The 25,344-nt window shown below is 39.1% G+C and carries 24 protein-coding genes; 13 read left to right on the top strand and 11 right to left on the bottom strand.

The genetic code is table 11. The annotated features are described in order from the left end of the window. Window positions 1–27: 27 nt before the first annotated feature. The 3 genes from H5058_RS08120 (at window position 28) to H5058_RS08110 (ending at window position 2,983) form a co-directional block, all read left to right on the top strand. Window positions 28–876: an MBL fold metallo-hydrolase gene (locus H5058_RS08120; protein ID WP_182677617.1), complete on the top strand. Its 849-nt coding sequence runs from the start codon at window positions 28–30 to the stop codon at window positions 874–876. A 91-nt stretch (window positions 877–967) separates the two neighbouring features. Beyond that, window positions 968–2,539: a bifunctional GNAT family N-acetyltransferase/carbon-nitrogen hydrolase family protein gene (locus tag H5058_RS08115; protein ID WP_011326808.1), complete on the top strand. Its 1,572-nt coding sequence runs from the start codon at window positions 968–970 to the stop codon at window positions 2,537–2,539. A 126-nt stretch (window positions 2,540–2,665) separates the two neighbouring features. Beyond that, window positions 2,666–2,983, top strand: a complete 318-nt coding sequence (locus tag H5058_RS08110; protein ID WP_041454308.1) for a multidrug efflux SMR transporter — start codon at window positions 2,666–2,668, stop codon at window positions 2,981–2,983. A gap of 147 nt (window positions 2,984–3,130) precedes the next feature. Here the strand turns inward: H5058_RS08110 and H5058_RS08105 are convergent, their stop codons facing one another. From H5058_RS08105 to H5058_RS08095, 3 genes are all read right to left on the bottom strand, one after another. Further along, a complete protein-coding gene (locus tag H5058_RS08105; RefSeq protein ID WP_182677615.1) occupies window positions 3,131–4,978 on the bottom strand; it encodes a DUF2357 domain-containing protein in 1,848 nt (615 codons plus the stop codon). Beyond that, complete coding sequence (locus H5058_RS08100) at window positions 4,975–7,482, bottom strand: AAA family ATPase (RefSeq protein WP_182677613.1); 2,508 nt, start codon at window positions 7,480–7,482, stop codon at window positions 4,975–4,977. The genes H5058_RS08105 and H5058_RS08100 overlap by 4 nt, the downstream gene beginning before the upstream one ends. Window positions 7,483–7,617: 135 nt before the next feature. Beyond that, the gene (locus tag H5058_RS08095; RefSeq protein WP_179807257.1) at window positions 7,618–8,496 is read right to left on the bottom strand and encodes a DMT family transporter; all 879 of its coding nucleotides are present in this window, start codon (window positions 8,494–8,496) and stop codon (window positions 7,618–7,620) included. 222 nt (window positions 8,497–8,718) lie between these two features. Here H5058_RS08095 and H5058_RS08090 point away from each other — a divergent pair, with 222 nt between their 5' ends. Further along, window positions 8,719–9,102: an MAPEG family protein gene (locus H5058_RS08090; protein WP_086997040.1), complete on the top strand. Its 384-nt coding sequence runs from the start codon at window positions 8,719–8,721 to the stop codon at window positions 9,100–9,102. Between the two features lie 36 nt (window positions 9,103–9,138). Here the strand turns inward: H5058_RS08090 and H5058_RS08085 are convergent, their stop codons facing one another. Further along, window positions 9,139–9,828, bottom strand: a complete 690-nt coding sequence (locus H5058_RS08085) for a pseudouridine synthase (RefSeq protein WP_011326812.1) — start codon at window positions 9,826–9,828, stop codon at window positions 9,139–9,141. A 180-nt stretch (window positions 9,829–10,008) separates the two neighbouring features. Between H5058_RS08085 and H5058_RS08080 the strand changes: the two genes are divergently transcribed. Next, entirely contained in the window at window positions 10,009–10,419 is a 411-nt protein-coding gene (locus tag H5058_RS08080) for an N-acetyltransferase (RefSeq protein ID WP_086997037.1), read from the top strand. 14 nt (window positions 10,420–10,433) lie between these two features. Here the strand turns inward: H5058_RS08080 and H5058_RS08075 are convergent, their stop codons facing one another. The 7 genes from H5058_RS08075 to H5058_RS08045 all read right to left on the bottom strand — a co-directional run bounded on the left by H5058_RS08075 (window position 10,434) and on the right by H5058_RS08045 (window position 15,480). Then, window positions 10,434–10,790: a HopJ type III effector protein gene (locus tag H5058_RS08075; RefSeq protein WP_011326815.1), complete on the bottom strand. Its 357-nt coding sequence runs from the start codon at window positions 10,788–10,790 to the stop codon at window positions 10,434–10,436. A gap of 79 nt (window positions 10,791–10,869) precedes the next feature. Further along, complete coding sequence (locus H5058_RS08070) at window positions 10,870–11,574, bottom strand: HAD-IA family hydrolase (protein WP_182677611.1); 705 nt, start codon at window positions 11,572–11,574, stop codon at window positions 10,870–10,872. An 11-nt stretch (window positions 11,575–11,585) separates the two neighbouring features. Beyond that, window positions 11,586–12,533 (bottom strand): tyrosine recombinase XerC, encoded by a 948-nt coding sequence (locus tag H5058_RS08065; protein WP_086997027.1) that lies wholly within the window; start codon window positions 12,531–12,533, stop codon window positions 11,586–11,588. Next, window positions 12,530–13,141, bottom strand: a complete 612-nt coding sequence (locus tag H5058_RS08060; protein ID WP_182677609.1) for a DUF484 family protein — start codon at window positions 13,139–13,141, stop codon at window positions 12,530–12,532. Before H5058_RS08060 ends, H5058_RS08065 begins: the two co-directional genes overlap by 4 nt. Beyond that, complete coding sequence (gene dapF / locus H5058_RS08055) at window positions 13,138–13,968, bottom strand: diaminopimelate epimerase (RefSeq protein WP_011326819.1); 831 nt, start codon at window positions 13,966–13,968, stop codon at window positions 13,138–13,140. Before dapF ends, H5058_RS08060 begins: the two co-directional genes overlap by 4 nt. Before the next feature lie 63 nt (window positions 13,969–14,031). Beyond that, complete coding sequence (gene lysA / locus H5058_RS08050; protein ID WP_182677607.1) at window positions 14,032–15,285, bottom strand: diaminopimelate decarboxylase; 1,254 nt, start codon at window positions 15,283–15,285, stop codon at window positions 14,032–14,034. Continuing rightward, on the bottom strand, window positions 15,286–15,480 hold the full coding sequence (locus H5058_RS08045) for an LPS translocon maturation chaperone LptM (protein WP_011326821.1): 195 nt from the start codon (window positions 15,478–15,480) through the stop codon (window positions 15,286–15,288). Window positions 15,481–15,627: 147 nt separating this feature from the next. On the opposite strand from H5058_RS08045, the gene cyaY reads away from it, so the two are divergent. From cyaY to add, 8 genes are all read left to right on the top strand, one after another. Then, entirely contained in the window at window positions 15,628–15,951 is a 324-nt protein-coding gene (gene cyaY, locus H5058_RS08040; RefSeq protein ID WP_011326822.1) for an iron donor protein CyaY, read from the top strand. Then, window positions 15,948–16,604, top strand: a complete 657-nt coding sequence (locus H5058_RS08035) for an alpha/beta hydrolase (RefSeq protein WP_182677635.1) — start codon at window positions 15,948–15,950, stop codon at window positions 16,602–16,604. Before cyaY ends, H5058_RS08035 begins: the two co-directional genes overlap by 4 nt. 22 nt (window positions 16,605–16,626) lie before the next feature. After that, a complete protein-coding gene (locus H5058_RS08030; RefSeq protein ID WP_182677605.1) occupies window positions 16,627–17,532 on the top strand; it encodes a DUF2914 domain-containing protein in 906 nt (301 codons plus the stop codon). 36 nt (window positions 17,533–17,568) lie between these two features. After that, the gene (gene hemC, locus H5058_RS08025; RefSeq protein WP_011326825.1) at window positions 17,569–18,507 is read left to right on the top strand and encodes a hydroxymethylbilane synthase; all 939 of its coding nucleotides are present in this window, start codon (window positions 17,569–17,571) and stop codon (window positions 18,505–18,507) included. Then, window positions 18,507–20,357 carry a uroporphyrinogen-III C-methyltransferase gene (locus H5058_RS08020; RefSeq protein ID WP_179807252.1) on the top strand — a complete coding sequence of 617 codons (1,851 nt, stop codon included), beginning with the start codon at window positions 18,507–18,509 and terminating at the stop codon, window positions 20,355–20,357. The genes hemC and H5058_RS08020 overlap by 1 nt, the downstream gene beginning before the upstream one ends. Further along, the gene (locus H5058_RS08015; protein ID WP_182677603.1) at window positions 20,354–21,460 is read left to right on the top strand and encodes a heme biosynthesis HemY N-terminal domain-containing protein; all 1,107 of its coding nucleotides are present in this window, start codon (window positions 20,354–20,356) and stop codon (window positions 21,458–21,460) included. The genes H5058_RS08020 and H5058_RS08015 overlap by 4 nt, the downstream gene beginning before the upstream one ends. 49 nt (window positions 21,461–21,509) lie before the next feature. Continuing rightward, on the top strand, window positions 21,510–24,200 hold the full coding sequence (locus H5058_RS08010) for a CHASE domain-containing protein (RefSeq protein WP_182677601.1): 2,691 nt from the start codon (window positions 21,510–21,512) through the stop codon (window positions 24,198–24,200). A gap of 127 nt (window positions 24,201–24,327) precedes the next feature. Continuing rightward, complete coding sequence (gene add, locus H5058_RS08005; RefSeq protein WP_011326829.1) at window positions 24,328–25,329, top strand: adenosine deaminase; 1,002 nt, start codon at window positions 24,328–24,330, stop codon at window positions 25,327–25,329. Window positions 25,330–25,344: the final 15 nt, after the last annotated feature.

Raw genomic sequence — 25,344 nt, 5'->3', positions numbered from 1 at the left:
TAATTATAAATATAAGTGAGCACTAAAATGAAAAAATTACTTCCCGTATTAATCACTGGCTTGTTGTTAAGTAGTGCGGCTTATGCCGATGAAAGTGTAGTTAAAACGCAAAAACTGAGCGAGCATATTTATATGTTACTTGGTCAAGGAGGCAATATTGCTGTAAGTGTCGGCGACGATGGTATTTATATTATTGATGATCAATTTGCCAAGCTTTCAAGCGATATTAAAAAAACGATTAGCGATTTACAGCCCGGCAGTACTGAGTTTGTAATTAACACCCATCATCATGGCGACCACACCGGAGGCAACGAAAATTTTGCTAAAGCAGGTGCCCACGTTATTGCTCACGATAATGTGCATAAGCGCTTAGTAGCGGAGCATGGTGAAGGGTCAGATTTTTTACCACGGATTAGTTTTAGCCACGATTTAAAGCTGCACTTTAACAACGAACATGCTCATGTAATGCATTATCAGCATGCACATACTGACGGTGACGCAGTCATATTTTTTAACAAGGCTAACATTGTACACATGGGCGACATTTTCTTTAACTTTGGCAGCTTACCGTTTGTAGATGTAGACAGTGGTGGCAGTGTTGATGGTATTTTAGCGGCTGTAGATGACGTAGTGAAACAAATTGACGATAATACAAAAGTGATCCCAGGACATGGTCCGCTAAGCGATCGTTCAGGGCTGGTGGTGTATCGTAAGCTGGTGCAAAAAGCCAAAGATGTTATGCTTAAAGCAATGCAAAACAAGGTAAGCTTAGAGCAAGTACTTAACGCCGACCCATTGGCAGAGCTTGGCCTTGAATACGCTAGCTGGTTACCTAAAGAGCGTGTAACTACACTTTTTTATCGTAGTTTAAAATAATAAAAATGAATTAAGTAATAGCACATCAACTATTTTATTAAGCTGGGCGCATGTTCGGCTTTTTTATTCCCCATTCCTCAAGGAGTTGTGTATGACGGTAGAAAAAACCCATCTCGAAATTTGTAATTTAACTAAAGAGCAATACCCACAAATTAAAACCTTGATGGATCAAGCATACCCAGATTTAGGTGGTGCATGGCCTAGCCATACAATTTTTAGATTAATAGACCAGTTTCCAGAAGGGCAAATAGGCATTGTGGATGATGGTGTGCTGGTAGGCTTAGCATTAAGCGTGCAAGTAGACTATGCCCGCTTTTCTAACCCCCATACCTATGAAGACATAGCCGATGGTCATGACCGCGTATTTAGTGATACCGCTGGCGATGCACTGTATGGCTTAGATGTTGCGATTAGCGAAACGCACAGAGGTATGCGCCTTGGGCGTAGGCTGTACGATGCCCGAAAAGAATTGTGCCGCCAATACAACTTACGCGCTATTTTAGCGGGTGGTCGTATTCCGCGTTATTACAATCACAGTAATGAAATGACCCCAATGGAATATATAGCTAAAGTAGATCAAAAAGAGCTGTACGATCCTATCTTAAGTTTTCAGCTAGCAAACGATTTTCAAGTTAAACGCTTACTTAAAAAGTATTTACCCGAAGATCAAGAATCAGTAGGTTATGCCACATTACTGGAGTGGAATAACATATTGTACGAACCAACCGACACCGTTATTAATATAGTAAAGTCGATTGTGCGTGTAGGTGCGGTGCAGTGGCAAATGCGTAAGGTGGAGTCGGTAGAGGAAATGCTCAAGCAGGTCGAGTATTTTGTTGATACGGTTTCTGATTATCAAAGTGACTTTATTTTATTCCCTGAGTTTTTTAATGCCCCGCTAATGGGCTTAACTGAGCAAGTTAATCAAACCGAAGCGATCCGCAATTTAGCCGAGTACACAGAAACCTTTAAAAATGCTATGTCGCGTATGGCAATTGAATACAATGCCAATATTATTACCGGCTCAATGCCAGTAGCCGACGGGGATAAAATTTATAACGTCAGTTATTTATGTCACCGCAGCGGTAAAATAGATGAGCAACGTAAAATTCATATTACCCCGCATGAGCAAAATGACTGGGTTATTCAAGGCGGCGACAAAATAGCGGTATTTGAAACTGATGCAGGGCGTGTTGGTATTCAAATTTGTTACGATGTTGAGTTTCCAGAACTATCTAGAATTATGGCCAAAGAAGGCTTAGAAATTTTATTTGTACCTTTTTGGACTGATACTAAAAATAGCTATTTACGGGTACGTCATTGTGCTCAAGCACGCGCTATTGAAAACGAATGTTATGTGGTTATAGCAGGCTCTGTTGGTAACTTACCAGAAGTAGAAAGCCTAGATGTACAGTTTGCACAATCGGCAGTACTTACACCGTCTGACTTTTCATTCCCACATGATGCAACACTCAATGAGGCAACCACTAATACCGAAATGTTGTTATTTAGTGACCTTGATATGGATAAATTAAAAATTCTTCACAGCGAAGGGACAGTACGTAACTTAAAAGATCGACGTGAAGATTTATACGACATAATGCTAAAAAAAGTGAGCGACGATAAAAAGGTTAGTGCGGATAAGCAAAAAAGTAGCTTTTAATCACTACAAAATAGGTAGCTTATTAAAGTGTGAGCTGGTTAATTATCATTAATCTTGTTTATTGCTGTTAATGAATAAATTAGCTCGCTAAAATACCGCAAATTTTTAATAGAGTGAGTGCTTTAAGTGGCTTGGATGTATTTAATAATTGCGGGCTTGCTTGAAATTGGCTGGCCAATAGGCTTAAAAATTTCGCAACAAAGTGACAGCCGCTGGTTAGGTATTGGCATTGCGGTTGCATTTATGGTGGTTAGTGGTTTTATGTTGTGGCTAGCTCAACGTGATATTCCTATGGGTACATCTTATGCGGTATGGACAGGCATTGGCGCTGCTGGCACATTTATTGTGGGCATTTTGTTTTATGGTGATGCCGCCACTTTTGGCCGTATTGCCGGTGTATTAATGATTATTTGCGGTGTGATCACACTTAAAATAAGCCATTAATTTATTTTTGTAGTAGATATATTATTAAAACAATATTTTAAAGTAATAGATTCAAGTTAACCCTAAAATATCGCTTTTTAATAAGCATATATTTTAGGGTTATTAAGTGCTGCGACGAGTCGTATGTAATCAATTATGAAACTAGGGTTAATTTATAAATCTAGCCTGTTCTGTATGGTGTGCATCAAAACATGCCGTTAACCATCTCGTGGCTGTATCAGATATGCCTGGGATATATTTAACCCCAACAGCTTGAGGGTATATTGGTAGTTCACCATCTACATAATGCTGTTCATTTAAAAAAGATGTAGGAAGATCTTTGCCATGGGCAAAAAGTATCATCATTAACTTAACTGGAGATGCGCCTACTATATTACCTTTTTTAAATTGAAATACATTATGTAAATATTTTTCAGAAGTTTCTTTAAGTGAGTACTTTAATACATTGGCTCTACTAGAGTATTTAGCATCGAGAATGACAATTAAAGGATCTTTCCAAGCTACTTTGTTAATCCGGATAATATAATCTGGAGAATAATAGTGGCGACCATAAGCAGATCTAGGTTCTTTGTTGCTTATGTTGATAAGATCATTAAATTGAGTAATTCCTTTCTTGTAACTATAAATCTGAGGCTCAAGAAATAACTCAATTGACACATCATCATTACCGAACCCAAAGTAATTATTAATTTTATCAACAGGTCTTTCCCGCTCTTCACCTTCAAAAGATAAGTCTTCAGAATACCTGCGATAAATCTTATTTTCTAGTTGTACATCAAACATCTCAGGGATGCTTTTTGAGAGCATTAACAGTGTTGATATTTCATAGATAGAAGATAAGTTTCTAAGGCCGAGTAAAATATTGTTCTTATCTAGATTTGGCGTACTTGCATTGTACCATTTATTAATTTCTACAAATAAATGTCTATAATACGGACGTTTCATAACAAAAGAGGTAATTCTTGGCCTCAATTTTGGTATTAATTTACTCCGTAATTTACTCTTATTTAAATAAATTAGTTTATCTACTAAGAGTAAAAGAGAGTTTATATCTTCGATATGATGATTAATAATATCATTTTTGAACGATGACAATATATGATCAAACGATACAAACTCTGACGAATCATCTGTTTGTATTTTTTCAGTTGTCATTAACCCTGAAGTGCTTTTATATTTCTTTCTCAGATCAATAAGGAATATTCTGGCCGAATAAAGAAAGCTATTAATAACCCTATTTTCGAATATGTCAGTATTATGAATTAAACGCTCAGACGGTACTTCACTGATTGTATAGGTCCTATTATGTATTTTTAACTTTGCTTCTTCAGCATTAGAAGGTGTAATTTTATCTAAGTTCTGTAGAAGCCAATAAATACTATCAGGCCCAGTAGGCTGCCCTTGCTGGGATGTTTGTAACGAATTCTCCAAAGTATGTTTATAATCTCGATAAAACACCCCTAATTTATTATAAAAATAGTGTACCGTTTTTCGTAATAAAGAGAATTTATGCATATTCTCTTGACTCTGATTATCGAAATTACCACCTATAAAACTTTTTGAGAAGCATAAGGACACAAGTTCATTTTCGTTATCAGAAATATACTCTAACATCGATTTAGCAAGCTCTGAGTTGGCTTTTCTGGCTTTTACATCAATATGAACTCTATCTAAAATCTTATGCTCGCTTTCAAACTTTAAATATATTTCACTTTCTCCAAAATAATTGAAAAACAACTGATTTTTGTTAAACTCTTTATGCTGAATAGAATTGAATTGTCTGTAGCCATCGCCTCGATAACTAAGCTCCAACTGAATAGGTACATCACCAATTAATATATACGGGTCGCCAAGACCAAAATACTCTTCACTAATATCAACTATAATTTCGACGATATCAGTTTCATTAATTTGCAATATTTGCTCAGGCGACGGCTTATAAATTACAGCATCCTCATTAACTCCATGAGTTAGCTTAAATGCCCATTGGATCATAAAAAGGCTCCATAAGCTTGCATATTCAGCTCACCTCGAGAAATAATATGATTAATTTTTTTATAAGACTTATTTAACTCACTAGGGATTATATTAGCTAATTTCTTAAGCCTCTCACCAAATTGTTCACCATAACCATTTAATAAGGGTAAAATATGTTGGCAAATAGCATAATCTAAAGCAGCTAAATTATGTGAAATCATAAGTGGAGATGCAACATTGCAGTAAGCTGATATCGCTTTTATTTTTCTATAAGAAATAATGATTTGAGAACCTAGCTCGGGGCTATCATCATGTAAAACGCTGGTAATGTCATTTATGATAGAAGCTATATCATCAGGTAATTCATACTTTGATGCTTTGAATAACTTAATAAAATCCTCACCTTTTATACACTCAGATATTGCGTCAAATGTTTTTTTAGAAGAAATCGCATTAATAGAACCTTGGCTAACTAAATTATCAAAGTTGATAATTGCAGCCCTATCTAGCATCCTCGGCGTTAATGCCTGGACGGATTCGTCGTGATTAACTGTACCTAAAAATCTTAGATGTTGTGGGATAACAAGCTCAGGTTGATTTGGATCACCGGTATAAATAGTGCGGTTGGATTCACTATCGGCCATCTCCATAAAAGGGCTAAAATAGTGTTCGGGTTGAGATAAATTAAACTCATCGAGTAAAACAATAGCAGTTGAGCCATTATTAACATCTTCACTTTGCATTTGTTCTATTAAGTCATAGAGCCCTGTTGAAGATGGTACAAAAGATTGAGATAAGGCATTAAAAAAGCCGAGAACATCTCTCTGTGAAGTCCATCCTCGGGCAACGGGGATATTTAGTAACCTACTCTGAAGCCCCATAGATTGGCCAATAAGTTTAGCAAGTGACGTTTTTCCTGTACCAGGTAACCCACTAAACAAAGTAAACTGGCTTTGTGATAACGTAATTATAATATTTGCTAAGTCATCAAAATCAGTTTTTCTTCCTAATGTTGTTAATTTATCAGAGATATCATTAATAAAACTTTCTCGCGCATCACTATCATATTGATCAATAGCTTTGTTAGCGCTGACAATAAAGTTAACTTGGACTTTCTTTTCTGTTGGATTCGCCCCAGTTAACACGTCGACTTGGTTTTTAATTTTTAATAGGCTTTGAACTAGTTGCGTATTATCTTTCTTTAATTCATCTGCGATTTCATCCCGTCTTACACTTAACCTCTCTATGTCTTTATCTTTTTCTTTATTAATAATTTCTAAGTTATTTTTTCTCAACTGAACTTCTTTAAGGGAGTTGTACTCGCTAAATTCACTTTTTATTTCCTTTAATTTTTCTCCATAATTTTTAATTTCTTGCTTAACTAGTTCAAGGTCAACCTCTAACTTCTCTTTTAACTCATCACTAATAGCTTGTTGGTGCTCTTCAGTATCACTATTTTGAAGCTCATCTTTTTTCTGTCTTAGCTCACTTTGAACGCTTTCTTTAGTTTTAATTAATTCATCTATTTCAGATTGAATTTTGAGATTCTCTTCTTTTAAAGTTAAAAGATATTCCTCACGTTCGTCCTTAAAAAAATCTGCTTTGTTCTCGGCAATATACGACTCTAATACTTTGCTACCATTAGGACTATTGATTAACTCTGACATTAAGTCTGAACGGACTCTTCCCCACTCAAGAGGAAGATCTAATAAATCAAAAAACCTATGGAAGCGCTCTTTATTAGATTTGTACTCTTTTATATTAGTTGCCTGACTTCGGATAAGGCTTACCATACTCTTACTAAAGTTACGTATATTAGGGTTTTGAGCGACCATATTTCCATATTTAGTAATAACTTGCTCATCAGTCATGTAGTCGATAGTCTGTTCCATATGGCCAAGGAAATCTTTATGGTTTATCAAGACATTTACAAAAGCACCTGAAATAATAGTTTGATGAGTATATTCTTCTAACTTAAATTTATCTAAAACAGCATAGTGATGATTAGTTATTAACTTACCTGGGGCTACTTGTAAATCTAACGCTGCTGTAATTAATTTGACTGCATGGCGCCTCTCATCTACATCAGAGACAATCTCATAGTCAAAAGGACCTAAAACTGAGTTATCTTCTTGAAGAAATATGGTTTTGGTATGTGGGAGGTTAGGCAAAAATATAATTGGTTCAGAAACATCTGGTAAAGATGTATTAAACACCTCAGATACGTTTAGCTTACTTCTAATAGGTGATGCATATTCAGGCAATGAAACATATTGGCAATCACCTTCATTCACTTCAAACTTACTAGGTGAGCATCTTAATTCAAATAACTCGTCTTTATATTTTTCTTCTAGTTCAGAGTAATTTCTAGTTATAAATACTTCTTTGGTATGGCAAAAAAATTCTTCAATGTTGATGGGGTATAATTTATCGTGTATTTTTTCAAAGAATACATTAACTTTTCCTCTATCGCCTTCATTTCCAAAGCTTTTAGCTAAAGAGCATATTACAATTCTTTCCATTTTAATAAATCCTTTTTAATCGTTTAGATAATTTTATATTCAGATGTACTATATATCTAAAATAAACTATAAGTAACAGTAATCTTATAAATCAGTTGGTTAAGTGATTTTTTAATACAATAAGAGAGTATGTAATTAATTGGGCAACATGACTAAAATAGCGGCAACAGCAATGAGTAATAACCCGGCGCTGTCTTGTTTTTTAAGCGGTTGTTTTAGCCACAGTACGGCAATGAGTATGGTAAAAAACACCTCTATTTGGCCAAGCGTTTTTACATAGGCAACATGCTGCAAGCTCATGGCGCTAAACCAGCCAATAGAGCCCACACAGCTAAAAATACTAATCGCGACAGTTGTGCCCTTATATTGCCAAAGTTTACTGAGGGTGTGTGGCTCTTTTAATAATAAATACCCCAGCAATATTAGAGTTTGTAAGCTAATAACAAAAAGCAGTACCCAAGCAGCAGAGTGAGGAAATAATAGCCCTGAATTTAAACTGCCCTCACGTACCCATAATGAAGTAAGCGCAAAGCAAGTACCGCACGCAAGCCCTAATAAAGCTGTTTTGGCATCGAAGCGTTTAATGCTGGTTATACCGCTCATTAGCAGTACGGCAATAGCCCCTAAAAATACCCCCAACCAACCCAATAAGGTTAACGCCGAGCCAAAAAATAATACTCCTAAAATAGCGGCAACCAAAGCCTCACTTTTTGCAAGCCCAGCGCCCACAGCGTAATTATTCATTTTAAATAATTTAACCATTAAGCCAGTAGCAAGAATTTGCATAATACTTGCGCCAATAATAAAGCCCCAAAAAGCATTATTAAAACTAGGCATAGCGGTATCTTGGTATTGATATAAACCATACAAATACACAGCAGCAATAGGGCCTGCAACAATAAAACGCGATAGAGTAACGCCAGCTACGCTCACATTACTACTTAACTTACTTTGTAGTGCATTGCGCCACGCCTGCATAAAAGCGGCTAAAAAAGTGAAAAATACCCAAGTCATAATAACAATACAAAAATAATAGAGGGCGATAAGTTAACAAGGTATACAAAGTAAAGCGATAGTGCTTTAGGCTCAGCTGCGACAATATGCCGCAGTTTAACTGCCGTAAAATTAGTTTATAGTTGGCTTGATGTTACTGTTTAGCCGTCAGGTGCTTATCTGGCGGCTTTTTTATAGTGGGTGTGTTATTTTAAATAATTAACAATAACAAAGAACCGTACTATGACTATTTTAATCGCTTGTGCTTTATTGGCCGTTGTAATGCCTTATTTAGCAAGAATACCCGCAGTAATCGAACTTAATAAATTGGGCGGCTACGACAACAAGCATCCGCGCCAACAACAAACTCAATTAACCGGTTTAGGAGCGCGCGCTTTAGCTGCACACCAAAACTGTTTTGAGTCGTTAGCAGTATTTGCCGTTGCACTTGCGGTGGTATTAGGCACTAATAATGTTAATGCGGTAACCGAAACCTTGGCGATGAGCCACATTGTAGCGCGTGTTTTATTTTGTGCTTTTTACTACCTTAACCTAGATATTATGCGCTCAATTATGTGGTTTGTTGGTATAAGTACAGCTATTGCAATGATTGCAGTGAGCTTTTAAATTTATTTTAAAACCCCAAAGCGTTTTAAAAGGCGCTTACTTTATAATATCGCTTTTATTAATTGCAATATATTGCCCTTGGGCAAGGTTTAGCGTTTGCAGGGTTAGCTCGCTAATTTGCTCGCGATACAAGTCAATTACCTTGTAACCACAATAGTGTGCCATTTTTCTAATTTGCCTATTAAGCCCTTGCTTTAAAATAATACTAAATTGTTTGTCTGCTATTTTTTCAACGCTACAGGGCAAGGTTATTTGCTTATCTACCGGTACACCTGCGGCCATTTTTGTACAAAACTCGGCATCAATGCTTTTATTAACGCTAACTAAGTAACGTTTTGGCTGGTGGAAGTCGGGATGAATTAGTTGGTTACACAACTCACCATCGTTGGTTAATATAAGCAAGCCACGGGAGTCTTTATCAAGACGGCCAATAGGGTAAACCCGCGTAATAGTAGGCAGGTGGTGATAAAGGCTAGCAGGGTCATTCTGATCAAGCTTGCAGTCAATACCTACAGGCTTATGATAAGCAAAATAAATTAACTCAGCAGTGCCTTTAATAATTTGCCCGTTAACTGTTATTTGGTCTTGCTCATCAACATGGTCAATATGATTAGCCGGGCGGTTATTTACTATCACTGCACCTTCGTCAATTAAGCGTGAGGCTTGTTTACGCGAGCAAACACCAGCATGGGCAATGTATTTAGCGAGTCGAATTTTGGTGCTCATAAATGGTTGCTGTTAGTCATTGGCAAAAAGTGTGCAGCAGATTATAGCAAAGCTGCCAAGTAAACATTACTGAAGGTGGGTAAATAGCTATAAATTTAGTGTTAGGCGCTACAGAATATGCATTTTTATAAGCAGCTGTTGGTTTAATAATTTTTAATTTTATAAATATTAGAGGCGTTAATGTATCAATTATATGCAAATAATGACGATTGCTTAAATCAGGCGCTTCGTCAAAAAATAGTGGCGTTTAATAGCGCGCATTTTGATGCTGAGCGTATGCCTATTGGTTATCAGTTTTTAGACGCACAAGAGGAATTGGTCGCTGGAATTAGTGGCTGTGTATTTGGCAATTGGTTGCAGATAAATTGGCTTTGGTGCAGCGAGTTAGTACGTGGCAATGGCTTGGCGACTAAGTTATTAGTCGCACTTGAAGCGGCTGCAGTTGAGCTTGGGGCAACGAGGGGGCAGCTCGATACGCTTGATTTTCAAGCCAAGCCTTTTTATGAAAAGCACGGTTACCAAGTTAAGTATCAACTTAATAATTATCCGCGCACGGGTACTCGCTATTTTATGGAAAAATCGCTTATTTAACCTTTGCAGGGTGATTAAATAGCTTTAAGTGGCTCGCCTGTAAAGGTTACGCCTAAAAACGGGGTCACTTCAGGAGCAAGCATAAAGGTGCGAATATTCATATGATCGCTACCTTTGGGGTTGTTAAGCACATCTTGATGATAAAACTGACCAAAGCAATCGAGCGTATTTTGTTTACTAAGTTGGTTTAGTTTTGCAAAAGCGAAAATTTTGCAAGAACCATTGTTCTCGCTCGCAGCACTAAGTAAACCATGATTATTAAATGCGCAAGGGGTGAAGCGGTAATGTGTATCGATAATTGCCATAGTGTCGGTAAATTCGATGCTTTTTGGCTCATTTGCCAATTTTTCTAGGTAGTCACTTAGAGTCACTTTCTGTCCTTAGGATTATTTTTATACTTAACTCTAACCTATCTGTTTACTGATTTATATTAAACTAGTACACGTGCACTTAAATTAAGTGTGATAAGGCATTAATGTTAGTTATTTCAATATCGGCAAGGCCTTTGTAAGTATAGTTGGCAGCTTGGTTATTTAACCATACAGATTGGCAGCCGGCATTATTAGCGCCTTGCACGTCGCTATCTAGGCTGTCACCAATGTGTAAAATAGCTTTGTGTGGCACCTGTAAATGTGTAGCTGCTTGATCAAACAAGTTATTGTGCGGTTTAGCTTTACCGTGTAAACCCGCTTGCAGTACCAAGTTAAATTTATTATTTAAATTAAACTGGCTCACATCGGCATTGCCGTTGGTTATGGCTATAAGGGTAAAGTGAGTAGCGAGCTTGTCGAGTAAGTTAAGTACGTCATCGGTCACGGTTATATTACTGCGAGCTTGAGCAAATACCTTGTACGCAGCACTTGCAAAGTGTTTTGCGTCGTCGGCATTAAAGCCTTGCTTAGCAAGAAGTAAGCCCAGTGTTTGCAAACGCCACTGCGTTACATCTTCAATTAATTTTGGCTGCTGTTGCAGTGCACAATCACGACAATGTAGCCATTGCTGCAAGCCCTGATGTTGATAACCCGGCAGGGTATTTAAATAATCAGTTTGCGCTTGTACGGCGGCTTTTATAATAGGGCGATTGTCGTAAAGGGTATCGTCTAGGTCGAAGCTTAATACCGACACAGGTGCAATGGCACGATTAAAGCGGATCATATTATGGCTTCCTAATCAGTTCGCTTTTTTGCCCTTGGGTGCGTGTTGTCGTACACCTTGGCTAAATGCTGAAAATCTAAATGAGTATACACTTGAGTGGCCGACAAACTACTGTGCCCGAGCAGTTCTTGTACCGCGCGTAAATCGCCAGATGACTCTAAAATATGCGAAGCAAACGAGTGGCGTAATTTGTGCGGATGCACTTGCGAGCTAATGCCTTGCTTGATGCCCCATTCTTGCATTCTTAAACGTACTTGGCGTACCGAAATGCGATTTTTTTTGCTACTTAAAAATACCGCCACTTCGTCAGGGGTTGCAAATTGAGGGCGTATTATGAGCCATTTTTTTAGCGCGTTTAGCGCTTTACTGCCTACCGGAATTAAGCGTTCTTTATTGCCTTTACCGCGTACTAATATTTCACCATTTGCGGCGCTTATATCTTGTAGGTTAGCACCAACTAATTCGCTAATACGTAAACCTGATGAGTACATAAGCTCCATCATGGCTTTGTCTCTAATGGCCAGAGGTTCGTCGTCGGGTATTTCGAGCAAGCGTGCCATTTGATCTACATCGAGATTTTTAGGCAAAGGCTTAGCAAACTTAGGCCCTTTTATGCCTACCGCCGGGTTATGATAATGCGCTTGTTTAGCAATATTTTTAGCTTTTAAGAATTTATATAAACTGCGAATACAACTGAGCTTTAAACTAATAGTGCGGCCACTTAATTGTTTTGAGCGCAGTGCCATGCTGTAACGGCGAATATGCTCACCCTGTACACTAAACCAGTCGTCGCAGAGCTTACTAAAGTAAAGCGCTGCAAAGCCAAGTTGGCTGACATATTGGTTAACAGTGTGCGCTGAGTATTGCCTTTCAAACTTTAAATAGTCGCTAAATAAAGTAATAGGAGTGCGCCAGTTATCGCTTAAGTCGCTGATATTTGGCGCAGGGTTGTCACTCATGCAAGTTCCAGCAACCTTGACTGCAGAGCGACTACAAAGTCTAGTACAAAAAGGGTGTCTTGTGCGGGCTCAAAGTGGTTGGCGTTGTTGCTGGCAAAAGCCAAAATAGCAATTGGCTTGTTAATATCACCAATTAAATAAATAGCCGTTGATTGCGTCGTATCGCTAAATAACAAATCTCGTTCTTGCTGATTAATACGCCCTAAATAGTGCCCTGAATTGCTCAGGCGATGCTCAACAAGTTGAGCATATTTAGTGTCGTACTTTACTAACCGACAGTCGCTAATATCTGGATTGCTACAAATAATATCTTGTAAGTTACTGGCAAGCGCATCGAAGTCGTTATTACTGCAAAGCTGTTGATGGCATAGGCTAAATAAGCGATACACTTGCTCATTTTGTGCAGCGTATTTGCTCATGCTGGCAATTTGATTTTTTAACAACGTATTGTGCTCGCGCAATTGCCGCTGCTGAATATGCACCAAAGATGTTGCACCTTGGGCTTGTTGTTGCAGCTCAAGCTGAGCAAGTAGCTCAGGGTGCTGAATTAAAAAATCAGGGTGGAGTTGTAAATAATCTACCACTTGCTGCGCGTTTAGCTCACTCATAGTGCCACTTGTCCATCAAACACATGCTCTGCTGGGCCGGTCATACGTACTGGGTGGCCTTCACCGTTCCAGCGAATTTGTAAACTGCCACCGGGTAAGTCTACTTGTACTGTGCTGATTAATTTATTTTGAATAAACCCAATAACCATTGCTGCACAAGCGCCTGTACCACATGCTAATGTTTCGTTTACACCGCGCTCCCACACTCGTAATTTAATATGCTCTTTGGAAATAACTTGCATAAAACCAATATTAGCTCGCTGCGGAAAACGCTCATGGTTTTCAAGTAACGGGCCCAAAATATCAACTTGTGCGGTAGTAATATCGTCAACTTCTAATACACAATGTGGGTTACCCATAGAAACCGCGCCACTAAAAACAGTATGCTCTTCGGTACGAATAATATAGGTCAGTTCGCGCTTGGTTGCTTTGAGTGGGATTTTACTTGGCTCAAAATTAGGATGGCCCATATTTACAGTTACTTGGCCGTCTTTTTCTATGTATAGGGTTAAATTACCCGACTTAGTAGACACAGTAATTTTGTGTTTATTGGTAAGGCCTTTCATACGTACAAAGCGGGCAAAGCAACGTGCGCCATTGCCGCATTGCTCTACTTCGGTGCCATCGGCATTAAAAATACGGTAATGAAAATCGAGATCAGGGGAGTATGGTGCTTCAACCATTAGCAGTTGGTCAAAGCCAATGCCAAAATGGCGATCGGCCAGTTTTATTATTTGATCTCGCGACAAAAAAACGTTTTGTGTAATATTATCAATCACAACAAAGTCGTTGCCTAAGCCGTGCATTTTGGAAAAATTAACTAACATAGCGCTCTAATTCGGTTTTGCTCTGCGCTAATCATGCCACAGAGCAGGGACTTACAAAAACGTTTAAGGTAAAATTTTCTCACCTTGATACAGGCTCTCTATGGTTTCGCGTTCGCGAATAAGATGGTGTTGACTGCCATCTACCATTATTTCTGCAACACGCGGACGAGAGTTATAATTTGAACTCATAGTAAAGCCATAAGCACCGGCACTTCTTTGTACCAGTAAGTCGCCTTGTTTAAGTGCTAACTCGCGGTCTTTACCTAAAAAGTCACCAGTTTCGCAAACAGGGCCAACAATATCAAAGTTATGAGTAGGGGTTTCGTCGTCGCGTACCGATACCGGAATGATTTTTTGCCATGCTTGATAAAGCGCTGGGCGCAGCATGTCGTTCATGCCTGCATCAACAATAGCAAAGTACTTATCTTGGTTTTGTTTAATAAATTCAACTTGAGTAACTAAAACTCCTGCGTTAGCAGCAATGGCGCGACCGGGTTCAAATATAAGCTCAAGGTGGCGATAATTAACTAGGCGCTCAGTAACTTGCGCTGCATATTCGCTAGGGTGCGGAGGTTGCTCGTCATTATAAGTTACCCCTAAACCACCGCCTATATCTAAATGGGTAAGCTCGATGTTACACGCTTTTAATTCATCTATTAGCGTTAGTAGCTTATCAAGTGCTTCAAGAAAAGGTCTGGTTTCGGTGAGTTGCGAGCCAATGTGGCAATCAACGCCAATAATGTTTAATCCAGGCAGTGAAGCGGCATGCTGATACACGCTCACAGCTGTTTGGATATCTATACCAAACTTGTTTTCTTTTAAGCCGGTAGAAATATACGGATGCGTTTTTGCATCTATATCGGGGTTAACGCGAATAGAAATAGGCGCTGCTAAATTTAGCTCACAGGCCACTTCTGAAATACGTTCTAGCTCCGAGACCGACTCAACATTAAAGCATTTAATTCCGAGCTTTAATGCATAGGCTATTTCGTCTGCTGTTTTAGCCACACCCGAAAACACCACTTTGGAGGTGTCGCCACCGGCTTTAATTACTCGCGCCAGTTCACCCTTAGATACAATGTCGAAGCCCGACCCTAAACGCGCTAATATATTGAGTACCGCAATATTAGAGTTGGCTTTAACGGCGTAGCACACCAGGGATTTATGATTTTTAGTAGCATTAGCAAAGGCTAAATAATGGCGCTCAAAGGTGGCTCGCGAATAAACGTAGCATGGCGTACCATATTGCTGAGCAATACTTGCAATGCTTACGTCTTCAGCAAATAATTGATTGTTTTTATAATTAAAAAAATCCATTTATTGCTCCTGCTTTTTAGGTGTATTGGTTTGCTCAGTTTGAGTTGCTGGATTAGCTACGTCTTGAGGTTTATTTTGTTCTGCTTTTTGCTCTGGCAAATAGAGCGGACCGCTTTGACCACAGCCAGCTAATGCGCTTAGCAGTACAGTGCTTATTAATAGTTGCTTAAATTGTGAAGTATGTATCGCTTTCATTAGATTAATAGTGTTGCTGGCTTTATAATCGCAGAGTAACAGAATATCTAAAAAATGCAGCTATTCGCGGATGATTTTATTCCTGTTACACTAGCTGTACAAAAACGCACCCACTATTAGGCGGCTCGCCTGCAAAGGAAATTAACCATGACTGATCATGAATATCACCAATTAGCCGAAGCACTTATGTTCACAATTGAAGAACAAGTTGATGATTGTGAAGCAGATTTAGATTATGAGTCGGCACAAGGTATTTTAGAACTAATTTTTCCTGACAACAGTAAAATTGTGATTAACAAGCAAGCACCTTTACACCAAGTATGGGTTGCGACTAAGTTTAACGGACATCATTTTGAATTACGTGGTGATAAGTGGATAGATAATCGCTCTGGCGCAGAGTTTTGGCAGTTTATTAACGAGGCATCAACTCGCCAAGCTGGCCAAGACGTTAAATGGCAATCATCGTTATGAGTTTAGAGTTTGTAGAATATCCGGCTCAAGGTGAGCATAAAGCAACCGTTATTTGGTTGCACGGTTTAGGTGATTCGGGGGAAGGTTTTGCACCCGTAGCACCACAGTTGCAATTACCAAGTGAACTAGGGCTGCGATTTATTTTTCCGCACGCGCCTGTGCAACCGGTCACCATAAATGGTGGCATGGAAATGCGTTCTTGGTATGATATTAAATCAATAGAATTAGATAAACGTGCCGATGAGCAAGGTGTAAGAGATTCTGCCGCTAAAGTAGAGCAACTTATTAACCAAGAAATAGCCAATGGTATTGCTGCTGATAAAATTATTTTAGCGGGTTTTTCCCAAGGTGGCGTTGTAGCTTTGCATTTAGCCCCACGTTTTGAGCAAAAGCTGGCGGGTGTAATGGCGCTTTCAACCTATATGTGTGTACCAGAAAAGCTGGCAGATGAAGCACTACACACAGATTTAAATATTTTTATGGCGCATGGCAGTCAAGATAATGTAGTACCGCCTAGTGCAGGTAAAAGTGCGTTCGAAGTATTAACAGCACTTAGCATGGATGTAAGCTGGCAAGAGTACCCTATGGCTCACCAGGTTTGCGCAGAAGAACTGCAAGCTATTCGCCATTGGTTAATTGCTCGCTTAAGCTAATAATGGAGCCGCTGAGGTTAAAATGAGTCAAAAAATAGTTATTAAAGCAAATGTTAAACGCGAACCACAAGAAAGTGTAACTACACTAACCTACGAGTGGAATTGGCGTCGTATTGTGAGTATTTCTATGCTGCTACTCATGACCTCTGCTGCCGTTATATATGGCTTAACTAGCGCCGTTAGTGCCGAGCAGGACGAACACCCAAATGAGCCAGAGGATAGAGTGTTGGCGCAAAGTAACGATATAAGCCAGCGTGCTGTTACTTCATTACAAACAACGCAAGTAGAGCTAAATACCTCGGCAACAGTTGCGTCACAAAACAGTGAAAGTGAGTTGTTAGTTGCGCCTATTAATTTAGTTGCAGAGCAAAAAGTAGCAGAGCCTGATAAAGTAGCAGCGGCAGAGTTACCCGCAATCCCGCAAGCTGAGGCTAAAAACCACTCACCAGAGCCGGTTAATATTGAGCAAGTACCTACTACCGATTTATTAGTTGATACAGATGTTGCCGCTATTAGTGATACTGCACTCTCTAGCACGCAGGGCTTTGCCCCTTTAGCGCAGCTAGCGAGTGTGGCACTTGGCGCGCAAATAGATACCGATAAAATAAGCCGAGCAGTGCTTACACGTAAAGTAAGCAAGCGAGAGCCGGTAAATGTATTTGCTGCAGATATTCGTTTAAGTCAATTTGACGAGACGTTATCGTTTTTTAGTGAGCTAAAAAACTTACAAGGCCAACAGGTAAAGCATGTATGGTTTTTTGAGGATGATATTGTGGCTGAAATTGAGTTAGATATAACATCCTCTCGTTATCGTACGTATTCGACCAAGAATATAATGGACTCGCAAATAGGCCAATGGCGGGTTGATGTAATTGATGAGCAAGGCCAATTAATTGCTCAAAAAGAATTTAGAATATTAGCTGATTGAGCCAGCTAAATTGCAATTATTAAGTGAGTATTTTTTATGACCCAAACAACAAATATAGTGCGTATTGCTACTCGTAAAAGTGCATTGGCACTTTGGCAAGCTGAATTTGTAAAGGCGCAATTAGAGCATTATCACCCAGGTATTTTAGTAGAATTAGTGCCTATGTCGACCCAAGGCGATATTATTTTAGATACCCCTTTAGCTAAAATTGGTGGTAAAGGTTTATTTGTTAAAGAGCTTGAACAAGCCATGCTAGAAGGGTTGGCCGATATGGCCGTGCACTCGATGAAAGATATGCCTGTAGAGTTTCCAGAAGGGTTAACACTACACACTATTTGTGAGCGCGAAGATCCACGTGATGCTTTTGTATCAAATAACTTTGCCAATATTGACGAGCTGCCACAAGGTGCAATTGTGGGCACTTCAAGCTTACGTCGTCAGTGTCAAATACGCGCATCACGTCCAGATCTAAAAATTCATGACCTTCGCGGTAACGTAAATACACGCTTAGCAAAATTAGATTCAGGCCAATACGACGCAATTATTTTAGCAGCAGCAGGCTTGATCCGTTTAGAAATGAAAGACCGCATTCGTGCTTATATTGAGCCAGAAGTGTCATTGCCTGCCAATGGACAAGGTGCTGTAGGTATTGAGTGTCGTACTGATGACGAAGCAATAAAAGCATTACTTGCTCCACTGGAGCACAGCGAAACACGTATTCGGGTAAATGCCGAGCGCGCAATGAACCGCCATTTAGAAGGTGGGTGTCAGGTGCCAATTGGTGCTTATGCGCTAGTTAACGGCGATCAAGTGCACTTACGTGGTTTAGTAGGCGCAATAGATGGTAGCGAAATTTTACGTGATGAAGTTAGCGGCCACGTTAATGACGCAGAAAAACTAGGGGTTGAGCTGGCTAAAATGTTATTGGCTCAAGGTGCAGACAGAATATTAGCTGAAGTATATAGAGACGCGTAATGTTAAATATCTTGATAACTCGTCCCCAAGGAAAAGGCGCAGCCCTTGCACAACAACTTGAGCAAGCGGGTTATCAAGCGTCTTTATTTCCCGTATTAAAAATAGAGTATTTAACCCCCGATAGTATTGAGCTCAGCCCATTAACTAATGCCGATAAAATTATTTTTGTGTCGCAAGATGCGGTTTTGGCGCTGAGTGAATTAAAGCCAGATATTAATATAAAAGCGCAATTTTATGGGGTTGGCCAACAAACAGCCGACACTATTTATGAGGTGTTTGGCGTGCGAGCGGCTGTTCCTAAACAGCACGACTCAGAGGGGTTATTAGCGCTTAAATCGCTTGCCGATGTTGATAGCTGTAATATTGTATTGGTTAAAGGAATAGGGGGGCGTCCTGATATAGCTAAAACACTAAAGCAGCGTGGTGCCTTTTTAAATAACTGCGTAGTGTATCAGCGTACTCCCATAGACCCTGAGCCTAACAACTGGATAGACCACTGGCAAAGCCAGAATGTACACGGTATAGTCATAACAAGTAATGCGGCGGTTGATGCTATTTTTAAAAACCTTGCTGCACCCCAAAGACAATGGTTACAACAGTGCCGATTTTATGTAGCTAGTGAGCGTATAGGCGCTTATTTACAGCAGCATCAGGTAAGTTCGGCTAATATACATATTGCAGCAGGAGCTAGCGATAACGCTATGTTTACCTGCATTAATCAGCAAGGTAGCAAAATGAGCGAACAGTCAGTACCGTCAACGGTAGATAAAGCAGCGCAAAAAACGACTAATGCAACAGCCAACAATGGCAAAGCTACGGCTAAAAGCGATACGCTTAAAGCAACTGATAAGGCTGGCAACACTAAGCAACGAGTAAGTAAAGTTGGGAGCTTAGCTCTTATTATTTCATTAATTGTTGCCTCTGGAGTTGGCTTTGAGTTTTATCAAAAGCTCAACGCGAGCAAGACGCAAAGCTTAGCTGTTAATCAGTTAAATGAGCAAAATAAATTACTACAACAAGAGCTACAAGCACTTAAGTTAGCTCAAGCTAATTTGCAACAGACACTATTAACGTCTGAGCAAAAAGTAACAGCTGCAATGCGCGAAAGTACTACAAAAAACCAGCAAGAACTAAAGGCTGCCTTACAACAAGCGCAGCAGCAAGGCTCGTCTTTAAATCCACAAGAAGTTACCAGCTTGCAGCGCATGGCTGAGTTTAAGTTGTGGGCCGAAAACGACTATCAAGGAACTAGCGCTGTATTAAAACGTTTAGATGCTTTACTTAGCGATCACCCCGGTACAATTACAGTGCGCCAAGCCATTACACAAGACATACAAACCTTAGATGCCATAAAACCAATTGCCGTTGAAGCTATTTATTTACAGCTTAGTAGTGTGCTGAAAAATATTGATGAATTGGTATTTAATGCGGTGAACCTGCCTGAAGAAGTAGCAAAAATTGATGACAAGGTATTAAGTGAAGATCTTAGCGATTGGCAGCAAAACTTAAAAAATAGTTGGGATCAATTTTTAGATGGTTTTATTACTATTCGTCATCGTGAAGGCGTTGCTATAGAGCCATTATTAAGTGAACAACAGCGACACCTGGTAAATCAAAGAGTTAAGCTTTATATAACGCAAGCGCAAGATGCATTATTGAGCAAGCACGCCAGTGTTTACTTTGCAGCACTAAGCGAAGCAAAACGTTTAGTGGCTGAATACTTTAAACAAGATGATGATGTTACAAAAATGGTTTTAAAGTCGCTGTCTAATCTAGAAAAAGAGCAGCTAAACTTTAACCCTAAAGTAAACTTACAAAGCACGCAGCAAGTTAAGGAGTGGGCAAAATGATAGGGTTGATCATTTTAATTATTGCACTTGTTGTGGTGTTAGCAGCAGCCCCTTTTTTATTGGACGAAAAAGGCTATGTACTAATTTCGTTTAACAACACCACAATTGAAGGCACAATAGTTTCGTTTGCCGTGCTAACAATCGCAGTATTAGTCGTTAGTTATTTAACCTATAAACTCGTGCGTTATTTATTCTCTATTTATCGCAATACTAAGCATAGTTTTTTTGCTCGTAGCCAAGGGCGCAAGCAAGCTGCAATTGAGCAGGCGCTATGGAGTGTAATTAATGACGACTATGCACAAATAGAGCAGGCGCTATCTAGCAAGGTACCCGATCAGTATCAAGATATACGTTTAGCACTGCTTGCTAAGGCGGCACTAGCTAATAATCAAACCGACAAAGCCCTTGAGTACTTATTTGATATAAACCCAGAGCAGCAACTAAAAGTAGCAAAACTATGGCTAGCTAGTGGTAATAGTAGCGCTATAGAGTCGCAACTACGGGTTATTGCAGAATCGAAAAAAGCGACAGCACTTGAGCTAAAAATTTACACCGAAGTGCTAGTGCAGCAACAACATTTTAGTGCTTTAGAAGCATTTTTACCGCGTATTTTACGCAAAAAAGTACTAACAAATGAGCAGTGGCATCGCGTTTTTAATGCCTATTTTGCCTCATTTCCTGTTGATGAAGTAACAGCTAAATATAAGCAGTTACCTAAAAAGCTACATAGCTACGCCTACAGCGCTTATTTAACGCAAATGGCTGCTGCAGGGCAGTTAAGCGTAATTGAAAATGACTTAATAAAAATGGTTAAGCATGAAGAACAACATGCACAATTAGCTAACATATTAAGTAAAGCAACAACGGCAAATGCCCGTAAATTACAAACGAGTATTCAAGATCGACTTAAAAAAGATGAGCAAAATAACTCATTACTGCTCGCTTTGGCTTGTCTTGCTAATGCGCAAGGTGATTACGACCTAGCGGCAAGGGTGTTTGATAAAGCACTAAATAATGAAAATAAAAAACAATATATGCAGCAAGCAAAGTTAAGTTATGAAAAAAGTGCACAACTAGATAAAGCATTGGTACTTTATAAATAATGAGTTACATTTAATAAACACCATTTAATATTGCAAGGAGCAAAAGGCGATGAAAGGTTTGTTTAAATTGTCTTTTTGCTTAGCTTGCGCTTACTTTATTACAGGCTATTTTAGTAATTTATTGCTTGCTATAGATGGTTTCGCTGTGGCTTCTTGGCCCCCTGCGGGCATAGCTGTAGCAAGCTTTTTGTTATGGGGCCGTAAGTCTTTTTTAGGTATTTTTGTTGGTGCATTACTTACTAGCTTAATTCACCTTGATAATGTTGTTGATATATTAAACTGGCAAGTTTTTTTCCAAGCCGCTGCAATTGCTATCGCTGTTGTTTTTCAAGCATGGCTTGGCGCGCAAATAATAATTAAAGTTATTAAAGCCCCCCTCGATTTATCGCCACTAAAACATAGTGTACAAAGCTTAATTATAGCCGGCCCTGTATGTTGTATTATTGGTGCTAGTGTCGGCACCAGCTTACTTGTTTTTAATAATATAATTGCTCAACATGCCGCGCTAGATAGTTTTATTGCGTGGTGGATTGGCGACAGTATTGGGGTGCTCATTTTTACGCCATTGATGCTGGCTGCATTTAATTACTCAGTGATGCGATACCGGCTACAAGTTATCCTGCCTTCTTTACTTATTTACATTCTTATTAGTGTTAGCTTTTATGGTGCTGCCAGTGTTAAAAAAGAAAAAAACATTCAAAAACAAGAGATAAAAACATTAGCTGTACAAGACTCAATTACTCATAAATTAGATGAAATCTCTGCACACTTGACTTTACTGGCTACTTTTTTTTCGAGCAGTGAAGATGTGAGCTTTAAAGAGTTTCGGCAATTTACGGCAAAACAGTTAAGCTACAGCGAAGAAATATTGGCGTTTGAATGGGTACCGTATGTTCCTAAAAGTGCGCTGTTAGAATATCAACAAATGACGCAACTAGCCGATGTTGAACATTTTTTTGTAAAAGAAAAATCACCAACCAACCAATGGCAAGCCGTTGCTGAGCGAGATGTATATTATCCAATTAGGTACGCATACCCATTAAAAGGCAATGAAGATGCTATTGGCTTTGATTTAGCATCAAACGACTTTATGCAAGAGGCATTAAATAAGTCAAAAACGCTTAACGAAATGGTCATTAGCCAACCGGTTAAGTTGGTGCAAAATCAGGCTGAGTTAGGGGTGTTATTTTTGCATCCTGTATTTGGAAGTATAGAGACTGAAGATGACTTTAAAGGTTTTGCCGTTGCGGTAGTGAGCTTAAAAAAACTATCGCAGTCGTTGCTTTTTGATCATGAAAACTTAGTTACAGCAAGCTTTTTAGATATTAACAATACCAATAATACCCACGCTATTTATATTGCCAACAACGAGTCAATGGACTTGTTAAAGTCCTACCAGCTACTTATTGGTAACCGTATGTGGCAGGTTGAGTTACACGAGCCCTTAGTTACAACCTCCTGGTTAATATATTGGTTGGCACAAATAGTGGGGATGCTGTTTGTTTGGTTACTGGTAGCATTTTTAATTTCTGTTACAGGCACAAATGTTCAAATACGCGAGCAAGTTGCTAGGCAAACGCGCACATTACGCCAAGAAAAGCAAAAAGCTGATGAAGCGAGTCAAATAAAAAGCCAGTTTTTAGCGAATATGAGCCACGAAGTGCGCACGCCAATTAATGGTATTAAAGGCTTACACTACTTAGCGTTACAACAAAATGATTGGCAACAAGCCCGTACTTACATAGAGCAAGCTGATGGTGCGTTAGGGGTGTTACTTAGAGTATTAAATGACTTACTCGATTTTTCTAAAATGGAGGCAGGTAAACTTGATTTAATGCAAGAACCCGTAGATATAGGGCGCTTGGCTGAAGAGGTAATTAACTTAATACAATTTGAAGTAAGTGTTAAGTCGTTAGAAATAAAGCTAGATTACGATAAAAATACAAACTTGATGATTAACACCGATGCTATTCGTTTAAAGCAAGTGTTACTAAATTTACTCAATAATGCGGTTAAATTTACTGCTCAAGGGAGTATTACACTGAAAATTTGGCAATCGAAAACCATGACCTATTTAAGTGTAAGCGATACAGGTATTGGTATTAGTAAAGAGGCACAAAAGAAATTATTTAGGCCTTTTGCTCAAGCAGATAACTCTACGTCACGCCAATATGGCGGTACAGGATTGGGCCTCAGTATTTGTAAAAAGCTAGTTGAGCTTATGGGTGGCGCTATAGATTTAAAAAGCACTGCAGGGCAAGGTTCAACATTTACCTTTAGTTTACCGCTTAACTCCCCTTTACCTAAAGTAGAGAAAAGTGAGCAAAGCTTTAGTGACGTGGATATAGAAAACGTATCATTTGCGAACAGCGCAGTACTTTTAGTTGAGGATAACCCGTTAAACCAACATGTAGCCACTGCCATTTTAAAAACCAAAGGGTGTGTTGCTGATATTGCTAATGATGGCTTTGCCGCAATTGAAATGTTAACTGAAAAAAGTTACGACATTGTCCTTATGGACATTCAAATGCCCAAAATGGACGGCTTACAAGCAACCAAGGTAATACGTAATGAGCTAGGCTTATTAGATTTGCCTATTATAGGTTTATCGGCTAATGCCCATGATGACGATGTTAAAAAAGCGCTTGCCTGTGGAATGAATAGCTATATAACGAAACCAATAGATGCGAATATTTTGTTCAAAGCTCTTTGGCATTATTTAGCGGCGATAGAAAAATAAAATCATCTGCTTTTTTGCATAAAAAGCAGACATATGGCCTCAAAAGTATATTTTAAATAAACTAGACTTGAATTATTACTATAGCTGCGTATTATGCGCGCAATTTTAACCTAACTGAGTTGCTACTATGATCAATAGAAAACTACCTTTGCTAGATATTCATCGCCATTTAGATGGTAATGTACGAGCGCAAACCATATTAGAACTTGGTCGTCAGTTTAATATAACTTTGCCTGCTGATAACGTTGCAGCACTTATCCCTCATGTACAAGTCATTGATCCTGAGCCAAACCTGATGGCATTTTTACAAAAATTAGATTGGGGTGTAACTGTATTAGGTGACTACGATGCTTGTAGACGTATAGCGATTGAAAATATTGAAGATGCACAAGCCCAAGGGCTTGATTATGTTGAACTGCGCTTTAGCCCTTACTACATGGCACAAAGCCAAGGTTTACACCCTCAAGGTGTGGTTGAGGCGGTAATTGATGGCATTAAGTCGGCAACCAAAGGCGCTAATGTAAAAGCTAATTTAATTGGTATTTTATCACGCACTTATGGCGTAAAAGTTTGCCAACAAGAGCTTGATGCCTTACTCGCTTTTAAAGACGATTTAGTGGCTGTAGATTTAGCCGGTGATGAAATTGGTTTTCCGGGTGAGTTATTTGTAGAGCATTTTAAGCAAGTACACGACGCATACTTAGCAGCAACAATTCATGCCGGTGAAGCACTAGGTGCACCAAGTATTTGGCAAGCAATTAACGAGCTAGGTGCGAGCCGTATAGGCCATGGCGTTAAAGCAATTGAAGATATTGAATTAATGAACTATCTGCGCGATAAGCGTATTGGTATTGAGTCGTGCTTAACTAGTAATATACAAACCAGTACCGTAAATGATTTAGCTCAGCATCCGCTAAAACAGTTTTTAGATCATGGTATTTTGGCTTGTATTAATACCGATGATCCAGCGGTTGAAGGTATTGAAATTGAACACGAATACTTAGTGGCAGCGCCACAAGCTGGTTTATCACAAGCCGATATAGAAAAAGCGCAAGCTAATGCGCTTGAAATAGCCTACTTAAGTTACAGCGATAAAAAAGCACTGCTAACAATGGCAAGTACGCGCTAATTTAATATTATTAGT

It is taken from the genome of Pseudoalteromonas sp. SR45-4 (assembly GCF_014163535.1).
Taxonomy (GTDB): domain Bacteria; phylum Pseudomonadota; class Gammaproteobacteria; order Enterobacterales; family Alteromonadaceae; genus Pseudoalteromonas; species Pseudoalteromonas nigrifaciens.
The sequence above is the reverse complement of the archived record's forward strand: the minus strand, read 5'-3'. Positions and strand labels throughout refer to the sequence as shown.